This is a genomic window from Bradyrhizobium sp. JR4.1, from assembly GCF_040548605.1.
GTDB classification, from domain to species: Bacteria; Pseudomonadota; Alphaproteobacteria; order Rhizobiales; family Xanthobacteraceae; genus Bradyrhizobium; species Bradyrhizobium canariense.
In genome coordinates, this window is record NZ_JBEPRY010000001.1 from 876,566 (window position 1) to 900,435 (window position 23,870).

Annotated in this window: 22 protein-coding genes; 14 read left to right on the forward strand and 8 right to left on the reverse strand. The window is 64.8% G+C overall.

The genetic code is table 11. The features are described 5' to 3' along the window. The first annotated feature begins 7 nt into the window (after window positions 1-7). From ABIB90_RS04190 to ABIB90_RS04200, 3 genes are all read left to right on the forward strand, one after another. Entirely contained in the window at window positions 8-472 is a 465-nt protein-coding gene (locus ABIB90_RS04190) for a GNAT family N-acetyltransferase (protein ID WP_354200274.1), read from the forward strand. A 91-nt stretch (window positions 473-563) separates the two neighbouring features. Continuing rightward, a complete protein-coding gene (locus ABIB90_RS04195) occupies window positions 564-1,391 on the forward strand; it encodes a hypothetical protein (protein WP_354127080.1) in 828 nt (275 codons plus the stop codon). Window positions 1,392-1,492: 101 nt separating this feature from the next. Further along, window positions 1,493-2,098 carry a glutathione S-transferase family protein gene (locus ABIB90_RS04200; RefSeq protein WP_354200275.1) on the forward strand — a complete coding sequence of 202 codons (606 nt, stop codon included), beginning with the start codon at window positions 1,493-1,495 and terminating at the stop codon, window positions 2,096-2,098. A gap of 46 nt (window positions 2,099-2,144) precedes the next feature. Here the strand turns inward: ABIB90_RS04200 and fabI are convergent, their stop codons facing one another. The 3 genes from fabI to fabA all read right to left on the reverse strand — a co-directional run bounded on the left by fabI (window position 2,145) and on the right by fabA (window position 4,886). Beyond that, window positions 2,145-2,945, reverse strand: coding sequence for an enoyl-ACP reductase FabI (fabI, locus tag ABIB90_RS04205; protein WP_354200276.1), 801 nt, complete (start codon window positions 2,943-2,945; stop codon window positions 2,145-2,147). 156 nt (window positions 2,946-3,101) lie between these two features. Beyond that, window positions 3,102-4,325 carry a beta-ketoacyl-ACP synthase I gene (gene fabB, locus ABIB90_RS04210; protein ID WP_219678846.1) on the reverse strand — a complete coding sequence of 408 codons (1,224 nt, stop codon included), beginning with the start codon at window positions 4,323-4,325 and terminating at the stop codon, window positions 3,102-3,104. 39 nt (window positions 4,326-4,364) lie between these two features. Continuing rightward, window positions 4,365-4,886: a bifunctional 3-hydroxydecanoyl-ACP dehydratase/trans-2-decenoyl-ACP isomerase gene (fabA, locus tag ABIB90_RS04215; protein ID WP_007598355.1), complete on the reverse strand. Its 522-nt coding sequence runs from the start codon at window positions 4,884-4,886 to the stop codon at window positions 4,365-4,367. A gap of 354 nt (window positions 4,887-5,240) precedes the next feature. Between fabA and irrA the strand changes: the two genes are divergently transcribed. Continuing rightward, window positions 5,241-5,732 (forward strand): iron response transcriptional regulator IrrA, encoded by a 492-nt coding sequence (gene irrA / locus ABIB90_RS04220; protein WP_007598357.1) that lies wholly within the window; start codon window positions 5,241-5,243, stop codon window positions 5,730-5,732. A 152-nt stretch (window positions 5,733-5,884) separates the two neighbouring features. On the opposite strand, the gene ABIB90_RS04225 is transcribed toward irrA, so the two are convergent. Further along, the gene (locus ABIB90_RS04225) at window positions 5,885-6,415 is read right to left on the reverse strand and encodes an SH3 domain-containing protein (RefSeq protein ID WP_007598358.1); all 531 of its coding nucleotides are present in this window, start codon (window positions 6,413-6,415) and stop codon (window positions 5,885-5,887) included. 327 nt (window positions 6,416-6,742) lie between these two features. Here ABIB90_RS04225 and ABIB90_RS04230 point away from each other — a divergent pair, with 327 nt between their 5' ends. Continuing rightward, on the forward strand, window positions 6,743-7,744 hold the full coding sequence (locus ABIB90_RS04230) for a 2-hydroxyacid dehydrogenase (protein WP_007598360.1): 1,002 nt from the start codon (window positions 6,743-6,745) through the stop codon (window positions 7,742-7,744). Window positions 7,745-7,884: 140 nt separating this feature from the next. Here ABIB90_RS04230 and ABIB90_RS04235 read toward each other — a convergent pair whose 3' ends face one another. Continuing rightward, window positions 7,885-8,793 carry a LysR family transcriptional regulator gene (locus ABIB90_RS04235; RefSeq protein WP_354170418.1) on the reverse strand — a complete coding sequence of 303 codons (909 nt, stop codon included), beginning with the start codon at window positions 8,791-8,793 and terminating at the stop codon, window positions 7,885-7,887. A gap of 115 nt (window positions 8,794-8,908) precedes the next feature. Between ABIB90_RS04235 and ABIB90_RS04240 the strand changes: the two genes are divergently transcribed. Beyond that, window positions 8,909-9,916 carry an aldo/keto reductase gene (locus tag ABIB90_RS04240; protein ID WP_354200277.1) on the forward strand — a complete coding sequence of 336 codons (1,008 nt, stop codon included), beginning with the start codon at window positions 8,909-8,911 and terminating at the stop codon, window positions 9,914-9,916. Window positions 9,917-9,925: 9 nt separating this feature from the next. On the opposite strand, the gene ABIB90_RS04245 is transcribed toward ABIB90_RS04240, so the two are convergent. Next, window positions 9,926-10,729: a HesA/MoeB/ThiF family protein gene (locus ABIB90_RS04245; RefSeq protein ID WP_354200278.1), complete on the reverse strand. Its 804-nt coding sequence runs from the start codon at window positions 10,727-10,729 to the stop codon at window positions 9,926-9,928. 250 nt (window positions 10,730-10,979) lie between these two features. On the opposite strand from ABIB90_RS04245, the gene ABIB90_RS04250 reads away from it, so the two are divergent. Next, complete coding sequence (locus ABIB90_RS04250) at window positions 10,980-12,338, forward strand: serine protease (RefSeq protein ID WP_219678839.1); 1,359 nt, start codon at window positions 10,980-10,982, stop codon at window positions 12,336-12,338. 280 nt (window positions 12,339-12,618) lie between these two features. After that, the gene (locus ABIB90_RS04255; protein ID WP_007598370.1) at window positions 12,619-13,362 is read left to right on the forward strand and encodes a nucleotide-binding protein; all 744 of its coding nucleotides are present in this window, start codon (window positions 12,619-12,621) and stop codon (window positions 13,360-13,362) included. Between the two features lie 191 nt (window positions 13,363-13,553). Here ABIB90_RS04255 and ABIB90_RS04260 read toward each other — a convergent pair whose 3' ends face one another. Together ABIB90_RS04260 and mutM are read right to left on the reverse strand one after the other, a co-directional pair. Beyond that, window positions 13,554-14,108 carry a GNAT family N-acetyltransferase gene (locus ABIB90_RS04260; protein WP_354200279.1) on the reverse strand — a complete coding sequence of 185 codons (555 nt, stop codon included), beginning with the start codon at window positions 14,106-14,108 and terminating at the stop codon, window positions 13,554-13,556. Between the two features lie 6 nt (window positions 14,109-14,114). After that, window positions 14,115-14,996 (reverse strand): bifunctional DNA-formamidopyrimidine glycosylase/DNA-(apurinic or apyrimidinic site) lyase, encoded by an 882-nt coding sequence (gene mutM, locus ABIB90_RS04265; protein WP_007598373.1) that lies wholly within the window; start codon window positions 14,994-14,996, stop codon window positions 14,115-14,117. An 81-nt stretch (window positions 14,997-15,077) separates the two neighbouring features. Between mutM and ubiE the strand changes: the two genes are divergently transcribed. The 6 genes from ubiE (at window position 15,078) to tsaE (ending at window position 23,849) form a co-directional block, all read left to right on the forward strand. Beyond that, complete coding sequence (ubiE, locus tag ABIB90_RS04270; protein WP_007598374.1) at window positions 15,078-15,839, forward strand: bifunctional demethylmenaquinone methyltransferase/2-methoxy-6-polyprenyl-1,4-benzoquinol methylase UbiE; 762 nt, start codon at window positions 15,078-15,080, stop codon at window positions 15,837-15,839. Further along, window positions 15,836-17,410, forward strand: coding sequence for a 2-polyprenylphenol 6-hydroxylase (gene ubiB / locus ABIB90_RS04275; RefSeq protein WP_007598375.1), 1,575 nt, complete (start codon window positions 15,836-15,838; stop codon window positions 17,408-17,410). The genes ubiE and ubiB overlap by 4 nt, the downstream gene beginning before the upstream one ends. 56 nt (window positions 17,411-17,466) lie before the next feature. Continuing rightward, window positions 17,467-18,918 carry a bifunctional phosphopantothenoylcysteine decarboxylase/phosphopantothenate--cysteine ligase CoaBC gene (gene coaBC / locus ABIB90_RS04280; RefSeq protein WP_354200280.1) on the forward strand — a complete coding sequence of 484 codons (1,452 nt, stop codon included), beginning with the start codon at window positions 17,467-17,469 and terminating at the stop codon, window positions 18,916-18,918. Then, a complete protein-coding gene (gene dut, locus ABIB90_RS04285) occupies window positions 18,915-19,373 on the forward strand; it encodes a dUTP diphosphatase (protein WP_219678826.1) in 459 nt (152 codons plus the stop codon). The genes coaBC and dut overlap by 4 nt, the downstream gene beginning before the upstream one ends. Before the next feature lie 442 nt (window positions 19,374-19,815). Next, complete coding sequence (locus ABIB90_RS04290) at window positions 19,816-22,320, forward strand: sensor histidine kinase (RefSeq protein WP_354200281.1); 2,505 nt, start codon at window positions 19,816-19,818, stop codon at window positions 22,318-22,320. Continuing rightward, window positions 22,317-23,849, forward strand: a complete 1,533-nt coding sequence (tsaE, locus tag ABIB90_RS04295) for a tRNA (adenosine(37)-N6)-threonylcarbamoyltransferase complex ATPase subunit type 1 TsaE (RefSeq protein ID WP_354200282.1) — start codon at window positions 22,317-22,319, stop codon at window positions 23,847-23,849. Before ABIB90_RS04290 ends, tsaE begins: the two co-directional genes overlap by 4 nt. Window positions 23,850-23,870: the final 21 nt, after the last annotated feature.

The window sequence follows — 23,870 nt, forward strand, 5'->3', positions numbered from 1 at the left end:
GCCCTCGATGTCGCATCCCATCATCCGCCCGGCCCGCGCGGACGAATACGACGAGATCGGCCGCGTCTGGATGGAGAGCTGGGTCTCGACCGGGCTCGGCGAGACGAGTGAATTCCTGCTCGCAAACCTGCGTGCACGCGTCCGGCGCGAGATCGAGGACGGTTGGAGCCTGTTCGTCGCCGACGACGACGGCACGATCGCCGCAATGCTGGCGCTGCATTTGCCAAAACTCTATCTCGACATGCTGTTCGTCGCGCCCGCCTATCAGGGCCAATCGCTCGGCCGCCAATTGCTCGCCTTCACGCGCACGCAAATGCCGGACGAGATGTATCTGCGCTGCGTCCGCGAGAACGAGAAAGCCTGGCGCTGGTACGAGCGCGAGGGCTTTGTGTTCGAGAAGCAAGCGGTCGAGCCCTCGAACGGGTTCGTGATGAAGTATTATAGATGGAAGCGGCAGCGGCCCTCCGCATAGACAACGATCTTCTGATGCATCTTGCGGTTGTCACGATCCCAACTTAGTGTGGCATCTCCGATGTCCTCCTGCCGCTGCTCCCCTGGAATCCATGTTTCGATCTGCTGCCTCATTGCTCGTCCTGCTGTCCTTTCTGGCTCCGGCAGTAGCGCAAACCCCTTCCGCAACCACCGCATCTCCCGCACCGGCAAAACCAGCTGCCAAGAAGGCCGCGCCGAAGGCCAAACCGGTGGCGAAGCAGCCGGTCGCGGTCGAGAGCGGCCCGTGCCGGCTTGGCGTGATCTCGGTGATTGGCGAGCGCTATTCCGTCCAGAAATTCGGGCTGACCATTTTCGAGAGCGAGGAGACCGAGATTCCCATCGACTGGGGTCTCGACGATCTCGTGTTTGCGCGGGTTAAAGCCGCAACGGGTGGCGATCCCGGTGTTCGCAGGATCGCCTACCCCAAGGGGGCCTTCGAACCCTTCTACAATCCGAAATCGCGATTCATTCCCGATCCCAACGAACGCCTGCCAGCGATCGTGCGCGGCATCACTCCGAACGGGAGCTGCGCTCGCTATCTGGTTGCGACCACGTACAAGGGAGAACTGCCGGGCACCCGCCTGATGTTAAACGGCATCGGCACATTCAATCAGGGGCTCGGAAATCTGATCCGGCATTCGCATTTGTTCGCCAACATCTCGATCAACCTGATCGACGGCAGAAGCTATGAGGAAATCAAGCGCCCCTTTGTGAATTTCGGCGCGAACTTCGCCGCAAGTCTGCGGCTGACCGAAGACCCGCTCACCAAGCTCGACAACTCGCTGTTCCCCGAGCCGCCCGCGGCAGCTTCAGCCAACGCGACGCTGCGCGAGAGGACACGAACACTCGTCGCAGACAGGCTCGACCGCGGACTCCCCGGCTATCTCAAGGAAGATTGAGCCGGAGCATTCCATACCTGGCGTAGTGCATTGCGGATTCGCTGCGGACGCGCCATGAAATTGCGCGCTGTTCGGCTGCCACCGATGAAAGGTCCGCTTCCATGATCAAGCTCTATTGGTCGCCCCGTTCGCGCTCATTCACGACGCTCTGGCTGATGGAAGAGAGTGGCCTGCCGTATGAGCGCGTGCTGACGGACATCTCGACCGGCGCACAGAAGGCGCCGGACTACCTGAAGGTCAATCCGATGGGCAAGATTCCGGCGCTGACCGACGGCGATGCCGCGCTCGGCGAAGCCGCCGCCATCTGCGCCTACATTGCCGATCGCTATCCCGAGACCAGGCTAGCCCCAGCCGTGACGGACCCGCGCCGTGCGCGTTACCTGCAATGGCTGTTCTTCTCGCCGGGCTGCATCGAACCCGCCATCATCCAGATCTTCACGAAGATCGAGATCCCGACATCGACCGCGGCCTGGGGCAGCGCAACGCAGGTCTTCGACGTGCTGGAAGCCGCGCTTGCCAAGGGGCCGTGGGTCCTCGGGGAGGAATTTTCCGCCGCCGACATCACGATCGGCTCGGGCCTGAACTTCGCGGTGCGCCTGTTCAAGATGGTGCCGTCGCGCCCGGCCTTCGAGGCCTATCTCACCCGCTGCATGGCACGGCCGGCGTTCCAGCGCGCGCGGAGCAGATCGCGGCCGGTTAGAGCATGATCCGGAAAAGTGTGCAGCGGTTTTCCGAAAAGGTCATGCTCACACTTCAGTCATCCGTCTTCATATCATCCGGCCTCGGCATCAGGACGATGTTGTAGCCGCTATCGACATAGTGGATCTCGCCGGTCACGCCGCCGGAGAGATCCGACAACAGATACAGCGCCGAGCCGCCGAGCTCGTCGAGCGTGACGCCGCGGCGGAGCGGGGAATGCTTTTGCATGAAGGCGAACATCGCGCGCGCCTCGCCGATGCCGGAGCCGGCGAGCGTGCGGATCGGGCCGGCGGAGATCGCGTTGACGCGGATGCCGCGCGGTCCGAAGTCGGAGGCGAGATAGCGCACCGAGGCTTCCAGCGCCGCCTTGGCCACGCCCATCACGTTGTAGTTCGGCATCGCGCGTTCCGAAGCGCCGAAGGTCAGCGTGATCATGCTGCCGCCCTCCGTCATCAGCTCGGCGGCGCGTTTTGCCACTTCCGTGAAGGAGAAGCAGGAGATCACCATGGTGCGCGAAAAATTCTCGCGGCTGGTGTCGGCGTAGCGGCCCTTGAGCTCGTTCTTGTCGGCGAAGCCGATCGCGTGGATGACGAAGTCGAGCTTGCCCCATTTTTCGCGGAGCACATCGAAGGTGGCATCGACGCTGGCGATGTCCTCGACGTCGCAGGGCAGCACCATGTCGACGCCAAGCTGCTCCGCCAACGGCTTGACGCGCTTGCCCAAGGCCTCGCCCTGGAAGGTGAAGGCAAGCTCGGCGCCATGGGCATGCAGCGTCTTCGCCATGCCCCAGGCGATCGAATGATCATTGGCGATGCCCATGATCAGACCGCGCTTGCCTTTCATCAAACCTTCCATTTCACGGTCACCTTTCACTTTCCGCTTTCGTCATGCCCGGGCTTGTCCCGGGCATCCACGCCCTTCGAAGCCGGAGGCCAAGACGTGAGCAAAGACGTGGATGGCCGGGACAAGCCCGGCCATGACGAGAAAATTACCAGCGCGTCCGCAAGGACCTCACGCATCCAGCCGGCTGAACACCAGCGTGGCGTTGGTGCCGCCGAAGCCGAAGGAGTTCGACAGCACGGTGCCGATCTTGACGTTGTCGATGCGCTTGCGCACGATCGGCATGTCGGCGAACGCGGGGTCGAGCTCCTGGATGTGGGCGCTCTCGCAGATGAAACCATTGTTCATCATCAGCAGCGAATAGATCGCTTCCTGCACGCCGGTTGCGCCCAGGGAGTGGCCGGTCAGCGCCTTGGTCGCCGAGATCGGCGGGCACTTCTCGCCGCTTCCGAACACCCTGCGGAGCGCGTCGATCTCCGGCGGATCGCCGGCCGGCGTCGATGTCGCGTGCGGATTGATATAGTCGACCTTGGTCTTCACGGTCGACATCGCCATGCGCATGCAGCGCTCGGCGCCCTCGCCTGATGGTGCGACCATGTCGTAGCCGTCGGATGTCGCGCCGTAGCCGACGATCTCGCCGTAAATGCGCGCGCCGCGCGCCTTGGCATGCTCGAGCTCTTCCAGCACCAGCACGCCGGCGCCGCCGGCAATCACGAAGCCGTCGCGGTTGACGTCGTAGGGACGCGAGGCCGTGGAGGGCGTGTCGTTGTACTTCGACGACATCGCGCCCATGGCGTCGAACAGCACCGACAGCGACCAGTCCAGCTCCTCGCAGCCGCCGGCGAAGATGACGTCCTGCTTGCCGATCTGGATCGTCTCATAGGCGTTGCCGACGCAATGGTTCGACGTGGCGCAGGCCGACGAAATCGAATAGTTCACGCCCTTGATCTTGAACCAGGTTGCAAGCGTCGCGGAGGCCGTGGAGGACATCGCCTTCGGCACTGCAAACGGCCCGACACGCTTTGGTCCCTTGGTGCGGGTGATGTCGGCGGCTTCGACGATGGTGCGCGCAGACGGGCCGCCGGAGCCCATGATGATGCCAGTGCGAATATTGGAAATTTCGTCAGGCGAAAGACCGGAATCCTGGATCGCCTGTTCCATTGCGACGTGATTCCACGCCGCGCCCTGACCGAGGAAACGCATGGCGCGGCGGTCGACCACCGTCGAGGGATCGAGCGTCGGCGCACCCTGCACCTGCGAACGGAAGCCGAGCTCGGCATATTTCTCAGCCCGCGAAATGCCCGACTTCGCCTCGTGAAGGCTCGCAAGCACTTCCTGGGTGTTGTTTCCGATGGAAGAGACAATGCCCATCCCGGTGACCACAACCCGCCTCATGACAGCCTCGCCTCAATCGTTATCTTCGTGGTGATGCGCTCAGCCCAGGCTCGTGCCCTGCTTGAACAGGCCGACCTTCAAATCCTTCGCGCGATAGATAATCTGGTCATCGACCGAAAGCCATCCGTCGGCGATACCGAGCACCAGCTTTGAACGCATCACGCGCTTGATATCGATGTTGTACACAACCTTGCGGGCCTCCGGCAGCACCTGGCCGCTGAACTTCAGCTCGTTCAGGCCAAGCGCGCGACCGCGACCTTCACCGCCGCTCCAGCCCAGATAAAAGCCGACCATTTGCCACAGCGCATCGAGGCCGAGGCAGCCGGGCATCACCGGATCGTTCTTGAAGTGGCAGCCGAAGAACCAGAGGTCGGGCTTCACGTCGAGTTCGGCACGCACTACCCCCTTGCCGAATTCGCCGCCGGTCTCGCTGATGTCCGAAATGCGGTCGAACATGAGCATCGGCGGCAGCGGCAATTGCGCATTGCCAGGGCCGAACATCTCGCCGCGGGCACATGCCAGCAGATCTTCATATTCGTAACCGTTGCGCCTGTTCAGCATGCGGAAGCCTTTGTGTTCTAACCCCGACTGAGCGGCGTTTCCGGCGAAAATGGGCCCCATCCTGTTCGAAAAGCAACAGCTGTTGCCATTGTCACACGAGAATAACGAAGGACCCCGGATGGATAGCGAACGGCCTTCAATGCCGGGTCGCGCCAAAATCGGTTAAGCGGAACCGCGGGCTCTCTAACACAGGCCATTTCGGGTAGCAAAGCGCTCTCATGAAGGTAAAATGACGGGCCGCCGGACCGGTTCCCGCGCTAATTAGAACCACTCTAGTTGCGAGAAACTTGCATCTGCATCTATCTCTCCATATATGTTGGAGATCACAGTGTTCACGCGTGCCCGAAGCTGGAAATGAACGAAAATAACGCGCCCCATCGCGACGACGAGGCTCACGCGGCGGCTCTTATGTCGGGCCGCCAGCCGGCTTTGACCGGTTGCCCGTGGCACGACGTCAACGAAATGCTCCAATCCGCCGGGCTTCGCCCGACGCGCCAGCGTATGGCGCTCGGCTGGCTCCTGTTCGGCAAGGGTGCGCGACACCTCACGGCTGAAATGCTTTACGAGGAAGCGACGTTGGCCAAGGTGCCGGTCTCACTGGCCACCGTCTACAACACGCTGAACCAGCTCACCGACGCCGGTCTGCTGCGTCAGGTCAGCGTTGACGGCACCAAGACCTATTTCGACACCAACGTCACGACCCACCATCACTATTATCTCGAGAACAGCCACGAGCTGGTCGACATCGAGGATCCGCATCTGGCGCTGTCCAAGATGCCGGAGGTGCCCGCGGGTTACGAGATCGCCCGCATCGACATGGTCGTACGGCTGCGCAAGAAGCGCTGAGATCGTCTTACATCACTGATTTGATTTTCATGGCCGGGATTTCCCGGCCATATTGTTTTACGCCGTCATTCCGGGGCGGTACGCAGCACCGAGCCCGGAATCTCGAGATCCCGGGTTCGATGCTGTGCATCGCCCCGGGATGACCCGTTGGGTCAGTTCACCTGCTCGTCCGAGTAGACGCCCCAGAGGCGCTCCTGCTGAATCCAGCCGTCAAAGCCGTTGCCGGTGACGTGGCACCAATTTGTGGTGCACTTTTTCACCTGCGTGACGACGCCGGCCTGGAGCTTTGCGGCCACCGCGCTGTCGGGATCGGCGCGGTCATAGATCGGCGCAAGCTCGTCCTTGTGCTTCATGGTGACGACGGCGGTACGGCGGCCCGACAGCAGCGAGTGATAGACCCAGCCCTCGGCGCCCTCGGAATCGCGGACCCGGCGCCAGTTCTCGAACTCGGCGGTGATTTCGACCGGCAGGCCGGAGCGGGTGTAGACCCAGGCGACGTCGTTGTCCTTGGTCGGGCCGGCGCGGACGTTGACGTGATCCGATTTCAGGCTGACGTAGCGCGGCACCGGGAGGCCCGAGGCAGTCTGGGGTGTGCTGTCCTTTGCCGAATGCCCCGGGCTGACCGAAGCGCTCAACCAGGTGCAAACGAGCGCCATCACCGAACAAAAACGCCCCAACGCCATCAACCCGTCTCCTGTCGAAGGTCCGGCCGAGCCGGGCCCTCGCCCCAAAATTCCAAAACCAGGCCGCTGCCGTCCCTGTGACCCGCCTATGCGGGTGTTCCCGAGCCCTTTACCCGTGGTTCTTGTCTTGGCCCGGCCTTCTGCTAGAGAGGACGGGCATCTGAACAACCGGTTTGTCCCGATTTTCCGGCCGGAAATGTCGGGAGAGCTTGAAGGAAACGCCGGGGACGACACGGCAGTTGCAGTGTCGAACAACCGGGTTAATGAGGCCTCAACGGCCGGCCTTTGGCGACAGAGGCGGCTCGCAACGCCTCATGAGGGCAGGACATGTCGGTGAAGAAAAAGCCCCTCGTCGTCGTGACGCGCAAGCTTCCGGACTCGATCGAGACCCGGATGCGCGAGCTATTCGACGCGCGGATCAATCTCGACGACGCGCCGATGTCGCCCGAGCAGATCGCGGAAGCCGCCCGCACGGCCGATGTGCTGGTCCCAACCGTGACCGATCACATCTCCGCCGACATCGTCAACCAGCCCGACTGCAGGCTGAAACTGATCGCGAATTTCGGCAACGGCGTCGACAACATCGATGTCGAGGCCGCGCATGCCCGCGGCATCACCGTCACCAACACACCGAAGGTTCTGACCGAAGACACCGCCGACATGACCATGGCACTGATCCTCGCCGTGCCCAGGCGGATGATCGAAGGCGCCTCGATCCTGACGGAAGGAAAACCCTGGCCGGGCTGGTCGCCGACCTGGATGCTCGGCCATCGCATCGGCGGAAAGCGCCTCGGCATCATCGGCATGGGCCGCATCGGCCAGGCGGTCGCACGCCGCGCCCGCGCCTTCGGCTTGCAGATCCACTATCACAACCGCCGGCCGGTGGCGCCGAAGATCGCCGAAGAGCTGGGCGCGACCTATTGGGAAAGCCTCGACCAGATGCTGGCTCGAATGGACATCATCTCGGTGAACTGTCCGCACACGCCGGCGACCTACCATCTGCTGTCGGCGCGCCGGCTGAAGCTGATCCGCAAGGACGCCTACATCGTCAACACCGCGCGCGGCGGGGTCACTGACGAGGACACGCTGATCAAGCTGATCGAAGGCGGCGAGATCGGCGGCGCCGGCCTCGACGTCTACGAGCACGAGCCCGCGGTGAACCCGAAGCTGGTGCGGCTCGCCAAGGCCGGCAAGGTGACGCTGCTGCCGCATATGGGCTCGGCCACGATCGAGGGCCGCGTCGAGATGGGCGAGAAGGTGATCATCAACATCCGCACCTTCCTCGACGCGCACAAGCCGCCGGATCGCGTGCTGCCGAGCATGCTCTGAGTTCAACTTTCTGCGCGATAAGCTCTCCTGCCTCATCCTGAGGAGACCGCGTAGCGGTCGTCTCGAAGGATTGCCGCAGGCGAGATCCGGGCCTTCATGGTTCGAGACGCGCGTTCCGCGCTCCTCACCATGAGGGTCTGCTATCCTCGGGCGTTTCGCTTGCGCCAGTCGGCGACGAAATCGATGAAGGCCCGCAGCGCCGGCGGCGTCTGGCGCCGGCTTGGATAGTACAGGAACGGTCCGGAAAACGGCTCGCACCAGTCTTCAAGCAGCCTGACCAGCGCGCCCGACTTCAGGGCTTCGCCGACGTAACCATCAAGCGTCGCCCAGATGCCGGCTCCGTCGAGCGCCGCGCGCATGGAGAGGCCCATGTTGGTCGAGATCAGCTTTGCCGGCGGGTCGACCTTCACCAGCTGACCGGCCTTCTCGAACTCCAGATCATGCATGACACCGCTGGAGTAGCGGGCGCGGATGCAATCGTGGTCGAGTAGATCCTTCGGATGCTCAGGCTTGCCGCGGCGTGCGAGGTAATCGGGCGAAGCGACCACGACATAGCTCTGCGGGCCGCTCAGCGGGATCGCCACCATGTCCTGCGCGAGATGCTCGCCATAACGCACGCCGGCATCGAAGCCCGCGCTGACGATATCGACGAACCCGCTCTCGGAGACGATGTCGAGGTCGACCTGCGGATAGGCCTTGAGGAACGGCCCGACCATCGGCGCCAGCACGAGATCGACCGCAGGCGGCGGCGCGTTGATGCGCAGCCGGCCCGAGGCCACCTCGCGCAGGCCCCGGACCTGATCCAGGGCGTCGCCGACATCGCGCAGCGCCGGCGCCACGCGCGACAGCAGCAACTCACCCGCCTCGGTCAGGGCGACGCTACGGGTCGTGCGGTTCATCAGGCGGACGCCGAGGCGCTCCTCCAGGTCCCGCAATCGCTGGCTAAGGCTCGACACCGACACGCGAATATCGATCGCCGCACGCCGGAAATTGCGGGTGCGGGCGACCGCCACGAAGACGTCGAGATCACGCAGGTCGGGCTCGGCCATTGTTCGCCACTGTGAACAAGCCATTCTCGATTGTCCAGCTTATCGGCGTAATCGATCAGGCGCATATCTGGCCTCGTCACGCGGCGCAGTCAGCGCCTTTTCGAGGAGAGCCATCATGGAACAGCGCAAACTCGGTTCAACCGGCCCCACCGTCTCAAGCCTCGGCCTCGGCTGCATGGGCATGTCCGAGGTCTACGGCCCCGCCGATCGCGGCGAGAGCATCGCCACGATCCACGCGGCGCTGGATGCCGGCATCACCCTGGTCGACACCGGCGATTTCTACGCCATGGGCCACAATGAAATGCTGGTGCGCGAAGCGCTCAAGGACGTGCCGCGCGACAGGGTGCAGATCAGCGTCAAGTTCGGTGCGCTGCGCGGTCCTGCCGGCGAATTCACCGGCATGGACACGCGGCCGGCCGCAACGAGGAACTTCCTGGCCTATTCACTGCAGCGGCTCGGCACCGACTACATCGACATCTACCGTCCGGCGCGGCTCGATCCCAACATTCCGATCGAGGAAACCATCGGCGGCATCGCCGATCTCGTGAAGGCCGGCTACATCAAACATATCGGCCTGTCCGAGGTCGGCTCCGACACCATCCGCCGCGCGCATGCCGTGCACCCGATCGCCGATCTCCAGATCGAATATTCGCTGATCGAGCGTGGCATCGAACGCGACATCCTGACGACCTGCCGCGAGCTCGGCATCGGCATCACGGCTTACGGCGTGTTGGCGCGCGGCCTCATCAGCGGTCATTGGTCGAAGGACTCCGGCAAGGCAGGCAAGGATTACCGGCTGATGACGCCGCGCTTCCAGGGATCGAATCTCGAGGTCAATCTGGCTCTGGTGGAGCAGCTGCGCACCATCGCCGCCGAGATTGGCGCGACGCCGGCACAGGTCGCGATCGCCTGGGTGGCGGCGCAAGCGAAGGAGATCGTGCCGCTGGTCGGCGCCCGCACCCGTAACCGCCTCAGCGAGGCACTTGGTGCGGCCAAGGTCACGCTGACGCCAGCTCATCTCGCGATGCTGGCAACGGCCTTCCCGCCCGATGTCGCCGCCGGTACGCGCTACGCCGCCGAGCAGATGGCGCATCTCGACAGCGAGAAGCCGGCCACAGCGTAGCGGCTGCGATCAGGTGCGATGGGCGCTGAGATCGGTGATCACAGGCCCATCGCCATTGAGCGGATTGGCCGGATCGCGCGCGTAACGCAGCGTCTCGAAGCGCATCGCGCGCGCATCGATCATGAGGAGACGGCCAACCAGGCCGTCGCCAAAGCCGACGAGCTCGCGGATCGCCTCCAGCGCCATCATCGAGCCCATCACGCCCGCGAGCGCGCCCATGACGCCGGCTTCGGCGCAGGCCGGTACGGTCCCGGGCGGCGGCGCCTCCGGGAACAGGCAGCGATAGGTCGGATTGAATTCGCCCCGCTCGTTCTTCTCATGCGCACGGATGGTGGTCAGCGAGCCATCGAAGGTGCCGAGCGCCGCCGTGATCAGCGGCCTCTTGGCGAAGAAGCAGGCGTCCGAGGCCAGATAGCGGGTCGAGAAATTGTCGGAGCCGTCAAGCACGAGGTCATAGTCGCCGATCAGCGCCAGCGCATTGTCGGCATTGAGCCAGGTGGCGTGGCCGACGAAGCGGACATGCGGATTGAGCGCCGTGATCCGTTCGGCCGCGCTCTCGACCTTGTGCCGGCCGATATCGGGCGTGGTGTGAATGACCTGGCGCTGGAGGTTCGACAGCGACACCACATCGTCATCGACCACGCCGAGCGTACCGATGCCGGCGGCCGCCAGATACATCAACGCGGGCGCACCGAGCCCGCCGGCGCCGATCACCAGCACGGAGGCCCGCTTCAGCGCAGCCTGGCCGGGACCACCGACATCGCGCAGCACGATATGGCGGGCATAGCGTTCGAGTTCGTCCGGGCTCAGCATCGTCCTACGCCTCTCCTACTACGCTCTCGCTGTCGATCCTCATGGTGAGGAGCGCGGAACGCGCGTCTCGAACCATGCAGGCCCTGCTATCGCCGCGGGCGATCCTTCGAGACGCGGCCTTGAGGCCGCTCCTCAGGATGAGGGCCTGAGTCCACGGCTTCTATCGCCGGCCTGAACCACCGCAACATTGTTCGCGACCAACGAGATGTGCTTCAATGGCATTGCGTTCAATGGGCTGGCTGGATTTGTCATGAGATCGATGCTTGCGGCAACACTGATGTTTGCGGCTGCGACAGGCGCGAACGCCCAGATGACGACACCGCAGATGCCCGGCACCAAGCCGAAGCCGGTCCAGACCGTTCCGATCCGGCCTCCTGCATTGCAGACGCCGGCTGCGACGGCCGATGCCATGGCGCAGGCGGAGCGGCTGTCGCTGCAGTCCGACCTTGCCTGGGTTGGCCAGTACAACGGCGCCATCACCGGTGACGTCAGCGCGCGCCTGGTCGAGGCGATCAAGGAGTACCAGAAAGCCAAGGGCGGCAAGCCGACCGGCGTACTCAATCCGCAGGAACGCGCCGCGCTCGCCGAGACGGCGCGGCGGAAGCAGGACAGCGTCGGCTGGAAGATCGTTACGGAAATGACCAGCGGCGCGCGGCTTGGCATTCCCTCAAAGCTGGTGCCGCAGCAGGCGACCGACGCCAACGGCTCGAAATGGACCTCGCCCAATGGCACGGTGCAGGTGCTGCTCAGCCGCCGCAAGGAGGCGAGCCCGACCACAGCCAAGCTTGCCGAAGCGGAGAAGAAGGAGCCGGGTCGCAAGGTCGACTACACCGTGGTCAAGCCCGACTTCTTCGTGCTGTCGGGTCTGCAGGGCCTGAAGAAATTTTACATGCGCGGCACTTCTCGGGGTGATGAAGTCCGCATCATGACGATCCTCTACGATCAGGCGACCGAGAACACGGTCGAGCCGGTCGTGATCGCGATGTCGAGCGCGTTCAACGCGTTTCCGTCAGGGCCGCAAGCCGGGCCGCCGCCGCGCAAGACCGTCGAGTATGGCACCGGTCTCGTCGTCAGCGACGATGGCGCGATCGTCACCGACCGCCTCGTCACCGATTCCTGTCTCGCGATCACGATCGCCGGCTATGGCAGCGCCGACCGGCTCGCCGAGGACCGGGAACACGACCTCGCGCTGCTGCATATCTACGGTGCCCGCGGCCTGAAGCCCTTCAGCCTCGCCGCCGGCGCGGCAAAGACGAGTATCGATGTCATCGGTATCGCTGATCCGCAGAGCCAGGGCGGAGCCGCCGGTGTGTCAAGCCTCAAGGCTGCGCTGGCATCTGTCGGTGGCGGCGATTCCCCGCTCTCACCGCCGCCGGCTGTCGGCTTCTCCGGCAGCCCCGCCATCGACGGCGACGGCAAATTCGGCGGCATCGCGCTGTTGAAGCCGGCGATGGTCGCAGGACCCGCGACAGCGGTGCCGGCGTCGCAGGCGGTGATGGTCTCCGCGGAGACGGTGCGTGATTTCCTGAAAGCGAATGGTGTCGCGGCGAACGGCACGTCCACAGATGCGACAGCCGCCGTTGTGCGCGTGATCTGCGTGCGCAAGTAACTCTCGTGTCACGGGCGCGGTGCGGCATGAGATGCCGCTGCGCTGTGTCCGGGGCACGCGATCAACTCGTCAGCGCACACAGCACACGTACGAGTACGGGTCCAGTAATGGTACGGATTCGCTGGAATTCCCGATTCCGCCATCATCGTGACTGCTGATTCGGACCTCCGCGATCCCCTTTGGATCGGGCCGGCACGTCCTGAGCGAGAAGAGCTCAGCATCGAGATCGATGCACGTTCGCGTGGCGCTTCCCTGACCCGAGCACTCCAAAGGATCTTCAATGCACACGATCGTACTGGCCACCCAAAAGGGCGGCAGCGGCAAGAGCACGCTCGCCATCGGCCTCGCGCTGGCAGCCAAGCAGGCCGGCTTCACCGTTCGCCTCATCGAAACCGACCCGCAGGGCACACTGTCCAACTGGCAGCGCCGCCGCACCACCGACGATCTCGTCGTCGAGCCGATCTATCACGCCGCCGACATCGAGCCGCGCCTGAAGATGCTGGCCGACAGCGGCCTCCAGCTCGCGATCGTCGATACCGCCGCCGGCCTCAGCGCCGCGACCACCGCCGCGATCCGCCATTCTGATCTCTGCCTGATCCCGGCCCGCCCAAGCGTCGCCGACATCGAGGCGACCGTTTCGACGCTGAGCGTCGCGCGTGCCTGGAAGCGGCCTTACAGCTTCGTCCTGAACCAGACTCCGATCCGCGGTCAGCGCATCGACAATGCCGCCAACACCCTCGCCGAGGAAGCAGCGCTCGATCTCGCCGAGGTGCTCGCGCGCCCGCTGATCGGGATGCGCAACGACCACCAGGACTCGCTCGCGAGCGGCCTTGCGGTGAGCGAATTCGCGCCGAACGGCAAGTCGACCGAGGAGATCCGCGGCCTCTGGCATTGGATCGAGACCCGGCTCGAGCTCGCCGCCACCACCAATGTCCTGATCGACCAGGTCATCGCGGCCGCGGACGGAATGTTGCACGTGGCCGCCGAGCTAGCGGCCGACGAGACCACGACACTGGCGTCCTGAGCGGGGCAATCGCTCAGACGCCAGCCGGCCCTTCACCATCCGGAAGGGCCCCAGCGACGGAGCAATCCGGCCACCAGCCCGGCTGGATTGCTTCGCTTCGCGTTTTTGAGAGGACTCCATCCATCGGCATTGCGAGCACAACGAATTCGCTTTCGTAGCCTGGATGGATCGCACCATCGCGCCCCTTTGGCTCAATCTAACCGCACATTGCCTTTATCGCGCAGCCAGGCTTCACGCCGCACGATCCATTTCTCTGCTTTCGACTGTCCGCCGTGATGCGCGAGCTCGACGAAGCCGACGAACTCTGCACCGGTCTTCTGCTTGACCCGGCGTGAGGCCTCGTTGGTGGCCGCGTTGCAGACGTAGAAATGATCGAGGCCCAGTGTAATGAAGGCGAAGTCGTTCACCGCGGCGACCGCTTCCGTCATCAACCCGCGGCGCCAGTAAGGCTCGGCCAGCCAAAAGCCGCGATGGCCTTTCAGGCCTTCGGCACGGGGCCGGAAATGAATGTTTCCAATCGCCTCATCATCCAGCACCCAGAGATAAATCTCCTCTCCGGCTGAGACCTTGTCGAACTGCAGCTGGACGAAAGCTTCTGCGCCATCGGCTGGATACGGCCAGGGTACGACGGTGGAGAGATGCCGAATGATATTCCAGTTGTCGAAATGGCGCTGGATCGCCGGCGCGTCGGATAGCGCGAGCGGACGCAGGATCAGCCGTTCGGTTTCAAGTTGCGGCGTCTGCATGAGTAGCTATTTCTGACATTTCGGACACCAGAAGGTCGACCGGCCGTTCTGCGTGAAACGCTTGACGATGCCGCCGCATCGCGGCGTGGTGCATTTCTCGCCCTCGCGGTCATAGACCTTGAACGAGTGCTGGAAATAGCCGAGCTCGCCCGAGGTCTGGCGGTGGTCGCGCAATGACGATCCGCCGGCTTTGATCGCATCGTTCAGCACGGTGTGGATCGCGCCGACCAATCGCTTTGCGTGGTCCGTCGTCTCGCCCTTCTTGGTCGAGAGTGTCGCCGCGATCCGGCGCGGCGACAGATGCGAGCGATGCAGGGCTTCGCAGACATAGATATTACCGAGCCCGGCGACCACGCGCTGATCGAGCAACGCGGCTTTCAGGCTCGTGGTCTTGCCTGCGCAGGATCGCGCCAGCATCGCAGCGTCGAATTCGTTGCCGAGCGGCTCGGGGCCGAGCCCGCGCAGCAGTGGCTCGTCGTCGAGCGCACTGCGCGCGATCACTTTCATGTAACCGAAGCGGCGCGGATCGTTGAAGATGATGTCGGCGCCGGAGGACATCCGAAACAGCACGTGATCGTGCGTGGAGTCCTTGGCTCGCGGATAGTGAAACTCGCCGGGCGCTACCTCGTTGTCCGGCTTGATGACGCGAAACGAGCCCGACATGCCCAGATGCATCAACAGCACGTCGCCGGAGGCGAGATCGGCCATGAGATATTTTGCACGGCGACCGAGCCCCGTGACGACCTGCCCCTTCAGTCGGGCCACGAAATCCGGCTGGAAGGGAAAGCGCAAATCGGGCCTGCGGGCCTCCGCGACCAGGATTTTTGCGCCCTCCATGACAGGCTGAAGGCCGCGGCGGACGGTCTCGACTTCGGGCAATTCGGGCATGGTCAGGCATTCACCTTATGAGGGCGGTGTGATAGCGCCATTGCGGCGGGCGCGCTATGGTCCGCCTCGTGGAGTAGAGTAATGGATCGGCCGGGCGAAACCACGCATTTTGGCTTCAGGGACGTGCCCCTGGGCGACAAGCAGACGCTGGTGAACGATGTGTTTCACAGCGTGGCGTCGCGCTATGATTTGATGAACGATTTGATGTCCGGCGGCCTGCATCGGGTCTGGAAGGACATCATGATCACCGCGCTCGACCCGCCGCGAGGCGACCGGCCGTTCGCGCTGCTCGACGTCGCCGGCGGCACCGGCGACATCTCCTTCCGCGCCGCCAACGCCGCAGGCCCCGGCTTCCATGCCACCGTCTGCGACATCAATTCCGGGATGCTGGAGGTAGGCCGCGAGCGCGCCGCCAAGCGGCATCTCGAGACCCAGGTCGATTTCGTCGAAGGCAATGCCGAAGCGCTCGCTTTCGCCGACCGCAGCTTCGACGCATATACGATCGCTTTCGGCATTCGCAATGTGCCGCGGATCGATCTCGCGTTGGCCGAAGCCTATCGCGTGCTCAAGCCAGGCAGCCGCTTCCTCTGCCTGGAATTCTCCACCGTCGAGATGCCCGGGCTGGATCGCCTTTATGACCTGTTCTCGTTCAAGGTGATCCCGCCGCTCGGGCGCATGATCACGGGTGACGCCGAGTCCTACCAATATCTGGTCGAGTCGATCCGCAAGTTTCCAAGACCCAACGCCTTCGCCGACATGATCCGTGACGCCGGCTTCGCCCGCGTGAACTGGCAGATATTGTCCGGCGGCATCGTCGCACTGCATTCGGGCTGGCGTTTGTGATCTCTGCCATAACCCATAGTGCGCGCCTGATGCGCGCCGCGTTCGTCTTTGCGCGCGAGGGCGTGTTCGGCGCCGTCGATCCGAGCCTGGTGCCGCCGCCCGGGCAACTCGCGCTGAAGCTTGCGCGCATCATCGAGCGGCGCGGTCCGAAGCACGGCCCGCGGCTGTCGCGTGCGCTGACCCGGATGGGCCCGGCCTATCTCAAGCTTGGACAATTTCTGGCGACCCGCCCCGACGTCGTCGGCGTCATCATGGCGCGCGATCTCGAAAGCCTTCAGGACCGCCTGCCGCCGTTCTCGCAAGCCGAAGCGGAAGCCGTGATCGCGACCTCGCTGGAACGGCCGCTGACCGATGTGTTCGCGAGCCTTAGTGCGCCGGTCGCAGCCGCCTCGATCGCACAGGTACATCGCGGCGAGGTCCTGCGCGACGGCATCCGCAAGGCGGTCGCCGTGAAAGTGCTGCGGCCGAACGTGGCCGCACGCTTCCGCCGCGACCTCTCCGACTTCTTCTTCGTCGCATACAAGGCCGAATCCTATTCGTCCGAGGCGCGGCGCCTGCGCCTCATCGAAGTCATCAACACCATGTCGCGTTCGGTCGCGATGGAGATGGACCTGCGCCTCGAGGCCGCGGCGCTGTCGGAGATGGCGGAGAACACGCGCGACGATCCTGATTTCCGCGTACCGACCGTCGATTGGGACCGTACCACGCATAACGTGCTGACGATGGAATGGATCGACGGCATCGCGCTGAACGATCACAAGCGCCTGGCAGAATCGCAGGTCGACCTGCCCGATCTCGGCCGCAAGGTGATTCAGAGCTTCCTGCGCCACGCGCTGCGCGACGGCTTCTTCCATGCCGACATGCACCCGGGCAATCTGTTCCTGGATGACGCGGGTCGCCTCGTCGCGGTTGATTTCGGCATCATGGGCCGGCTCGGCATGAAGGAGCGGCGCTTCCTCGCCGAAATCCTGCTCGGCTTCATCACCCGCGACTATCGTCGCGTCGCGGAAGTGCATTTCGAGGCGGGCTATGTGCCCGCGCATCACTCGGTCGAGAACTTCGCGCAAGCGATCCGCGCCATCGGCGAGCCCATTCACAACCGCACGGCGGAAGAGATCTCGATGGCGCGGCTGCTGACGCTGCTGCTCGAGGTCACCGGCCTGTTCGACATGACCACGCGGCCCGAGCTGATCCTGCTCCAGAAAACCATGGTGGTGGTCGAGGGCGTGGCACGCGGCTTCGATCCCAAGCTCGACATCTGGAAGGTCGCCGACCCCGTGGTGCGGGAATGGATCGAGCGCAATCTCGGCCCGATCGGCCGGGTCCAGGGCGCGATCTCCGGGACCGGCGATCTCGCGCGCATCCTGATGCGTCTGCCTGACATCGCCGAGCGCTCGGTTGCGGTGCTCGAACAGCTGGAGACCATGACCCGGGAGGGCATCCGGCTGTCGCCGGAGAGCATCGCGGCGATGGGCCGCAGCGAGGGCCGCAAGAACCGTTGGCGCACCGTGGCGCTCTGGATCATTGCCGCGACCTTCATCGGCATCCTGATCGCCGTCCGGAATCTTTGATTGCAGTGCAATCACACAAATGATAGCATCGCTATCATTTGTGCTGGAGGGGCGTCATGGCGAGCCTGACCATTCGCAAGCTCGACGAAGGCATCAAAACTTACCTCAGGCTGCGCTCGGCCAAGAACCGCAGGTCGGTCGAGGAAGAGGTCCGGGTCATCCTCGGGGAGCTGATCGAAGGCCGTGAGGAGCCCCTGACGCCGTTCACGGCGCCGCCCGCGGCCTTCACCACCCCGATTCCTCAACGCACCGGCGCCGTTCCAGAAGCCAGCGTCACCCTGATCATCGGCGGCGGGATCGCGGCGTACAAATCGCTCGACCTGATCCGAAGGCTCAAGGAGCGGCGGATCGAGGTCCGCTGCGTGCTGACCAAGGCGGCGCAGCAATTCGTCACCGCGCTGGCCGTGAGCGCGCTCTCGCACGAGCGCGTCTACACCGACCTGTTCGATCCCCAGAGCGAGTTCGACGCCGGTCATATCCGGCTGGCGCGGGAGTGCGACCTGATCGTGGTGGCGCCTGCGACCGCGGATTTGATGGCCAAGATGGCCAACGGCCATGCCGACGATCTCGCCAGCGCCATCCTGCTCGCGACCAACCGCAAGGTCCTGCTCGCGCCGGCCATGAATCCGCTGATGTGGAACAACGCGGCGACGCGGCGCAATGTCGCGCAGCTTCAACGCGACGGCGTGATGTTGATCGGGCCGAATTCCGGCGAGATGGCGGAAGCAGGTGAAGCCGGCATCGGCCGCATGTCCGAAGCGATCGAGATTGCGACCGCCGCCGAGCGGCTGCTGCGGCCGCCGGTGCCGCGCCCACTCGCCGGCAAGCGCGTGCTCATCACCGCAGGCCCGACCCACGAGCCGATCGACCCGGTGCGCTACATCGCCAACCGATCCTCCGGCAAGCAGGGCTTTGCGATCGCCGCCGCCGCACAGGCCGCGGGCGCCGAGGTGATCCTGGTCAGCGGCCCGGTCGATCTCAGCGATCCCCAGGGCGTGACGGTCAAGCATGTGGAATCGGCGCGGCAGATGCTGGAGCAGGTGCAGGCCGCGCTTCCCGCTGACATCGCGATCTTCGCCGCCGCAGTCGCCGACTGGCGGGTCGTCAATGAAGGCGAGCAGAAGCTGAAGAAGACCTCGGCCGGCATGCCGCCGCTCCAGCTGGTCGAGAACCCCGATATCCTCGCGACGATCTCGAAACTGACCGACAAGCGTCCGCCACTGGTGATCGGCTTTGCCGCCGAGACCGAGCACCTCATCGACAACGCGAAGTCGAAGCTTGCCCGCAAGGGCTGCGATTGGATTGTCGCCAACGACGTCTCTCCCGCAACCGGCGTGATGGGCGGGGACCGCAACACCGTGCACCTCATCAGCCGCAACAATGGTGCCGATAACGGCGAGATTGCAGTTGATTCCTGGCCGGCGATGACCAAGGAACAGGTCGCCATTGAACTGGTCGCGCATATCGCAAAGAGCGTGACCGGCAAATCCCGGGAGCCCGCATCTTGAGCACCAAAGTCACCGTCGAACTGCAGCGCCTGCCCCATGCGGAAGGGCTGCCGCTGCCGGCCTACCAGACCAATGATGCCGCCGGTCTCGACCTCATGGCGGCGGTGCCCGAGAACGAGCCGCTGACGCTCGCGCCCTGCCAATACGCGCTGGTGCCGACGGGCCTCGCGATAGCGTTGCCGCCCGGGTACGAGGCGCAGGTGCGGCCGCGTTCCGGCCTTGCCGCCAAGCACGGCGTCACCGTGCTGAACTCACCGGGCACGATCGACGCGGACTATCGCGGCGAGATCAAGGTGATCCTGATCAACCACGGCCAGACCGCCTTCGTGGTCAAGCGCGGCGAGCGCATCGCACAGATGGTGATCGCGCCAATGGTGCAGGCCGCGCTGGTTCCCGTGGCGACCCTGTCCGCGACCGACCGCGGTGCCGGCGGATTCGGCTCGACCGGTCGCTAGGCGCGGTGACGCGCTGAAGTCGAATCGAGTCCGACATCGGCGCTCTCTCCGTTCCCTCCCCCCTTGTGGGGGAGGGGCAGGGAGGGGGGTGCCGCTCGGGGACTCTATCGAGAGCGTACCCATTCTCATTGCATCATCGACAACTGGCACCTTTTCCTAGGCTACCCCCCTCCCTAGCCCTCCCCCACAAGGGGGGGAGGGAACGCACCTCCGTTGGAGCGCCAATCGAGTCTCATCTCATTGGTCGCTCGCGCACGACAATCCCAACCGAATCATCCCGACGAACGACGCGGCCCGGAACACCGCGCCCCGCATTTTTTTGGGGTCGCCGTTGCGTTCACGGTCTGGACTCTTACCGGTGGAGTCACGGTGAGGGTATTGTCGTTTGATTCGCGCGCGACGGGGGTCGCCGCGCGCAAATTCGTGCGATCTTGGGGCAACTATGTCAGGCGTGATCGTGTCGATGCGTCGGACGCTGCTGTCGTGCACATCGCTCGTGCGCAACGGCTTGTTGGGAAGCGCTCTCGCAGCGCTGCTGCCGGCTGCGCCGGCTGAGGCCGCCGACCTCGTCGACACACTCTCAGCATTGCTGGATTTCAACCGGCAGGAACTCGCGGTGCTGGCCACCGCGCTGGCCTTGCTCGGCTTCTCGGTGGTCGCCGCGATCCTCCTGATGCGCACGCGCGTGCGCACGGCGAAGAATGAGGCGCGGCTGCGCGCCCGGATCGGGGAACTCCAGCTCCAGGCCGACCGCTTCGGCGCACTGCTGTTCGCCGAGCCGCAGATCCTGATCTCCTGGCCGGCCGGCGACAATCGCGCGCAGATCTCCGGTGACATCTCCATGGTGCTGCCGCGCGACTCCTCTCCACAGCGCGTGCTCGCGTTTGGAACCTGGTTGCCGCCGGAACCGGCGCTCCGGATGGATCACGCGGTCGATGCGCTGCGCGACCGCGGCGACGGGTTCCAGCTGACGCTCACCACCGCGCATGGCCACACGCTGGAGGCGATCGGCCGCGCCATCGGCGGCCAGGCCATCGTCAGGATTCGCGAGCTCTCAGGGCTCCGCCGCGATCTGGCCGAGACCAATCTGCGTTACAAGGCCCTCTCCGACGAGACGGAAATGCTGCGCGGCTTCGCGACCGCCGCACCCTGGCCGATCTGGGCCAAGGGCGAGAACGGCGCGCTGGCTTACGCCAACCCCGCCTATGTCCGTGCGACCGAGGCGGCCAGCATCACCGACGCCCAGGAGCGCAAGCTCGAGCTGCTCGACAGCGCCGACCGCACCGCGATGGAGCGGGGGCTGAAGGAAACGGCCAATTTCACCTCGCGCCTGCCGATCGTGATCGGCGGCGAGCGGCGCATCTACGACGTGCGCGCCGTCAATGTCGGCGGCGGCAATGTCGGCGTTGCCATTGATGCCAGCGAAGCGGATGCCTTGAGCTCGGCGCTGGTGCGGATGGCGGAAGCGCATCGCCGCACGCTCGACCAGCTCTCCTCCGGCGTTGCCGTGTTCGACGGCCAGCGCCGGCTTGCCTTCTACAATGATTCCTACCGCCAGCTGTGGGACCTCGACCGCACCTTCCTCGACGCCAACCCTGACGATTCCAGCGTGCTCGACAAGCTCCGCGCCGCGCGCAAATTGCCGGAGCAGCCGGACTTCCGCGCCTGGAAGGCGAAGCTGCACGAGGCCTATCGGGCGGTCGAGGCTGCCAAGGACACCTGGTACCTGCCCGACGGCCGCGCGCTCTCCGTCGTCACCACGCCGAACCCCGAAGGCGGCGTCACTTATCTGTTCGACGACGTCACCGAGAGCCTCGAGCTTGCCCGCCGCTTCGACGGCATGATCCGGGTCCAGCGCGAGACGCTGGACAGCCTCGCCGAGGGCGTCGCGGTGTTCGGCAGCAACGGCAAGGCGCAGCTGTTCAACCCGGCCTTCGTCCGGATGTGGAAGCTGTCCGCTGACGCCATGCGCGACGAGCCGCACATCCAGACCGTCGAGGGCTGGTGCCATCAGCTGTTCGATGACGCGATCGTCTGGCGGCAGATCCGCGAGGCCGTCACCTCGATCGAGAGCCGCGCCGACGTTCCGCTGAAGCTGGAGCGCAAGGACGGCAGCGTGCTCGACGGCATGATCCGGCCCCTGCACGACGGCGCAACGATGCTGACGTTCCAGGACATCACCGACACCGAGAACGTCGAGCGCGCGCTGCGCGAGCGCAACGAGGCGCTGGAGGCCGCCGACCAGATGAAGGTGGATTTCGTCCACCATGTCTCCTACGAGCTGCGCTCGCCGCTCACCACCATCATCGGCTTCGCGCATTTCCTCAGCGATCCCTCGACCGGGCCGCTGACGCCGAAACAGGCCGAATATCTCGACTACGTCACCAAATCGACCAATGCGCTGCTGGCGCTGACCAACAACATCCTGGATCTCGCCACCATCGACGCCGGCGCCATGAAGCTGGAACTCGGCCCGGTCGACGTCAGCAAGACCATCGAGCTCGCCGCCGAGGGTCTCCAGGACCGGCTCGCCACCGACCGCATCCGCCTCAAGGTCGAGATCGCGCCCGATGTCGGCAGCTTCACCGGCGACGAGAAGCGCGTGGTGCAGGTGCTCTATAACCTCCTTGCCAATGCCGTCGGGTTTTCTCCACCGGATTCCACCGTCGGCATCAGCGCCCGCCGCACCGAACGCAGTGTGGTCTTCACGGTGACAGATTCCGGGCCTGGAATACCTGCCGACATGAAGGACAAGGTGTTCAACTGGTTCGAGAGCCGCTCGCAGGGCTCGCGTCATCGCGGCGCCGGGCTCGGCCTGTCGCTGGTGCGCTCCTTCGTCGAGCTGCATGGCGGCAACATCCGGGTCGATTCGATCGTGGGCAGGGGCACGGTCGTGATCTGTGATTTCCCGACCGACCAGGCGGCGCATCGCGACGCCGCCGAATGACTGCGCCAGCCACATTCTCCGTCGCGCTCCACAACGAGACGGCCACTGCGCAATTGATGGCCGACCTCGCGCTGCTGGTCGGCCCCGGCGATGTCATCACGCTCACCGGCGATCTCGGGGCCGGCAAGACCGCGGCGGCGCGAGCCATGATCCGCTACCTCGCCGGCGACGATGCACTGGAAGTGCCGAGCCCGACCTTCACGCTGGTGCAGGGCTACGAGCTGCCGCCATTCCCGGTGATGCATGCCGACCTCTACCGCGTCGAGGACGAGAGCGAGCTCGAAGAGATCGGGCTGTCGCCGCTGCCGGAAGCAACCCTCGTCCTGATCGAATGGCCGGAGCGCGCGCCCTCGGCGATGCCTCAAGACCGCATCGACATCGCGCTGACGCACCGGCCGGCACTGGGCTCGAACGCACGCGCCGCCGACATCACCGGCCATGGCAAGGCTGCCGCCATCGTCGCGCGGCTAAAGGCGCTGCGAGAATTCCTCGATGCATCCGGCTACATGGAGGCAACGCGCAAGCGGATGGCAGGCGACGCCTCGACGCGCTCCTATGCGCGGCTGCTGCGCGACGACGAGATCGTCATCCTCATGAACTCGCCGCAGCGCCCGGATGGCGCTGCGATGTACAACGGAAAATCCTACAGCGCCGCGGTGCATCTCGCCGAAAACATCAAACCCTTCGTCGCCATCGATGAGGGCCTGCGCGCGCAGGGAATCTCCGCGCCCGCGATCCATCATTCCGACCTCGACCACGGATTCCTGATCAGCGAAGACTTCGGCAGCGAAGGCGTGATCGAGGGCGATCCGCCCCGCCCGATCACCGAACGCTACGAAGCCGCCGTCGATTTGCTAGCCGTGCTGCACGGCAAGACGCTGCCGGAGACGCTGCCGCTCGGGGGGCAGACCTACGCCATTCCCGTCTTCGATACCGAGGCACTGCTGACCGAAATTGGGTTGATGCCGGAATGGTACCTGCCCGATCGCAACGCGCCGCTGGACGACGGGAAGCGCGCCGAATTTTTCGCGATGTGGCGCGAGCTGCTGCAGAAGCCGCAGGCCTCGCCGAAGACGTGGATCATCCGCGACTATCACTCCCCGAACCTGATCTGGCTCGGGAATCGCACCGGCATCGAACGCGTCGGCGTGATCGATTTCCAGGACACCGTGCTGGGGCCGCAATCCTACGACGTGGTGTCGCTGCTCCAGGACGCCCGCATCGATGTGCCCGAGGCGATCGAACTGACGCTGCTGTCGCGCTACATCAAGGCGCGCCGCGCCAGCGCCGCGAGCTTCGACGCGGCCGGCTTCGCGGAGCTCTACGCCATCATGTCGGCGCAGCGGAACACGCGTCTGCTCGGCACCTTCGCCCGCCTCAACCGCCGCGACGGCAAGCCGCATTATCTGCGTCACCAGCCGCGGATCTGGACCTATCTCCAGCGCTCGCTGGCGCATCCCGCGCTCGCCCATCTGCGCGACTGGTATCTCGCCAATGTCCCGCCACCCCGAAGGCCGGCCCAAGGCTGAGGCCCAAGGCTGAAAAGGCTA

Coding starts and splice junctions, on each gene's coding strand:
- ABIB90_RS04240 (WP_354200277.1), top strand. CDS start 8,909: ATGGAACAGCGCAAACTCGGTTCAACCGGCCCCACCGTCTCAAGCCTC.
- ABIB90_RS04245 (WP_354200278.1), bottom strand. CDS start 10,729: ATGCTGAGCCCGGACGAACTCGAACGCTATGCCCGCCATATCGTGCTG.
- ABIB90_RS04190 (WP_354200274.1), top strand. CDS start 8: ATGTCGCATCCCATCATCCGCCCGGCCCGCGCGGACGAATACGACGAG.
- ubiE (WP_007598374.1), top strand. CDS start 15,078: ATGGATCGGCCGGGCGAAACCACGCATTTTGGCTTCAGGGACGTGCCC.
- tsaE (WP_354200282.1), top strand. CDS start 22,317: ATGACTGCGCCAGCCACATTCTCCGTCGCGCTCCACAACGAGACGGCC.
- ABIB90_RS04255 (WP_007598370.1), top strand. CDS start 12,619: ATGCACACGATCGTACTGGCCACCCAAAAGGGCGGCAGCGGCAAGAGC.
- ABIB90_RS04250 (WP_219678839.1), top strand. CDS start 10,980: ATGAGATCGATGCTTGCGGCAACACTGATGTTTGCGGCTGCGACAGGC.
- ABIB90_RS04260 (WP_354200279.1), bottom strand. CDS start 14,108: ATGCAGACGCCGCAACTTGAAACCGAACGGCTGATCCTGCGTCCGCTC.
- mutM (WP_007598373.1), bottom strand. CDS start 14,996: ATGCCCGAATTGCCCGAAGTCGAGACCGTCCGCCGCGGCCTTCAGCCT.
- ABIB90_RS04235 (WP_354170418.1), bottom strand. CDS start 8,793: ATGGCCGAGCCCGACCTGCGTGATCTCGACGTCTTCGTGGCGGTCGCC.
- ABIB90_RS04195 (WP_354127080.1), top strand. CDS start 564: ATGTTTCGATCTGCTGCCTCATTGCTCGTCCTGCTGTCCTTTCTGGCT.
- coaBC (WP_354200280.1), top strand. CDS start 17,467: ATGGCGAGCCTGACCATTCGCAAGCTCGACGAAGGCATCAAAACTTAC.
- ABIB90_RS04230 (WP_007598360.1), top strand. CDS start 6,743: ATGTCGGTGAAGAAAAAGCCCCTCGTCGTCGTGACGCGCAAGCTTCCG.
- fabA (WP_007598355.1), bottom strand. CDS start 4,886: ATGCTGAACAGGCGCAACGGTTACGAATATGAAGATCTGCTGGCATGT.
- ABIB90_RS04225 (WP_007598358.1), bottom strand. CDS start 6,415: ATGGCGTTGGGGCGTTTTTGTTCGGTGATGGCGCTCGTTTGCACCTGG.
- fabI (WP_354200276.1), bottom strand. CDS start 2,945: ATGGAAGGTTTGATGAAAGGCAAGCGCGGTCTGATCATGGGCATCGCC.
- fabB (WP_219678846.1), bottom strand. CDS start 4,325: ATGAGGCGGGTTGTGGTCACCGGGATGGGCATTGTCTCTTCCATCGGA.
- ABIB90_RS04290 (WP_354200281.1), top strand. CDS start 19,816: ATGTCAGGCGTGATCGTGTCGATGCGTCGGACGCTGCTGTCGTGCACA.
- irrA (WP_007598357.1), top strand. CDS start 5,241: ATGAACGAAAATAACGCGCCCCATCGCGACGACGAGGCTCACGCGGCG.
- ABIB90_RS04200 (WP_354200275.1), top strand. CDS start 1,493: ATGATCAAGCTCTATTGGTCGCCCCGTTCGCGCTCATTCACGACGCTC.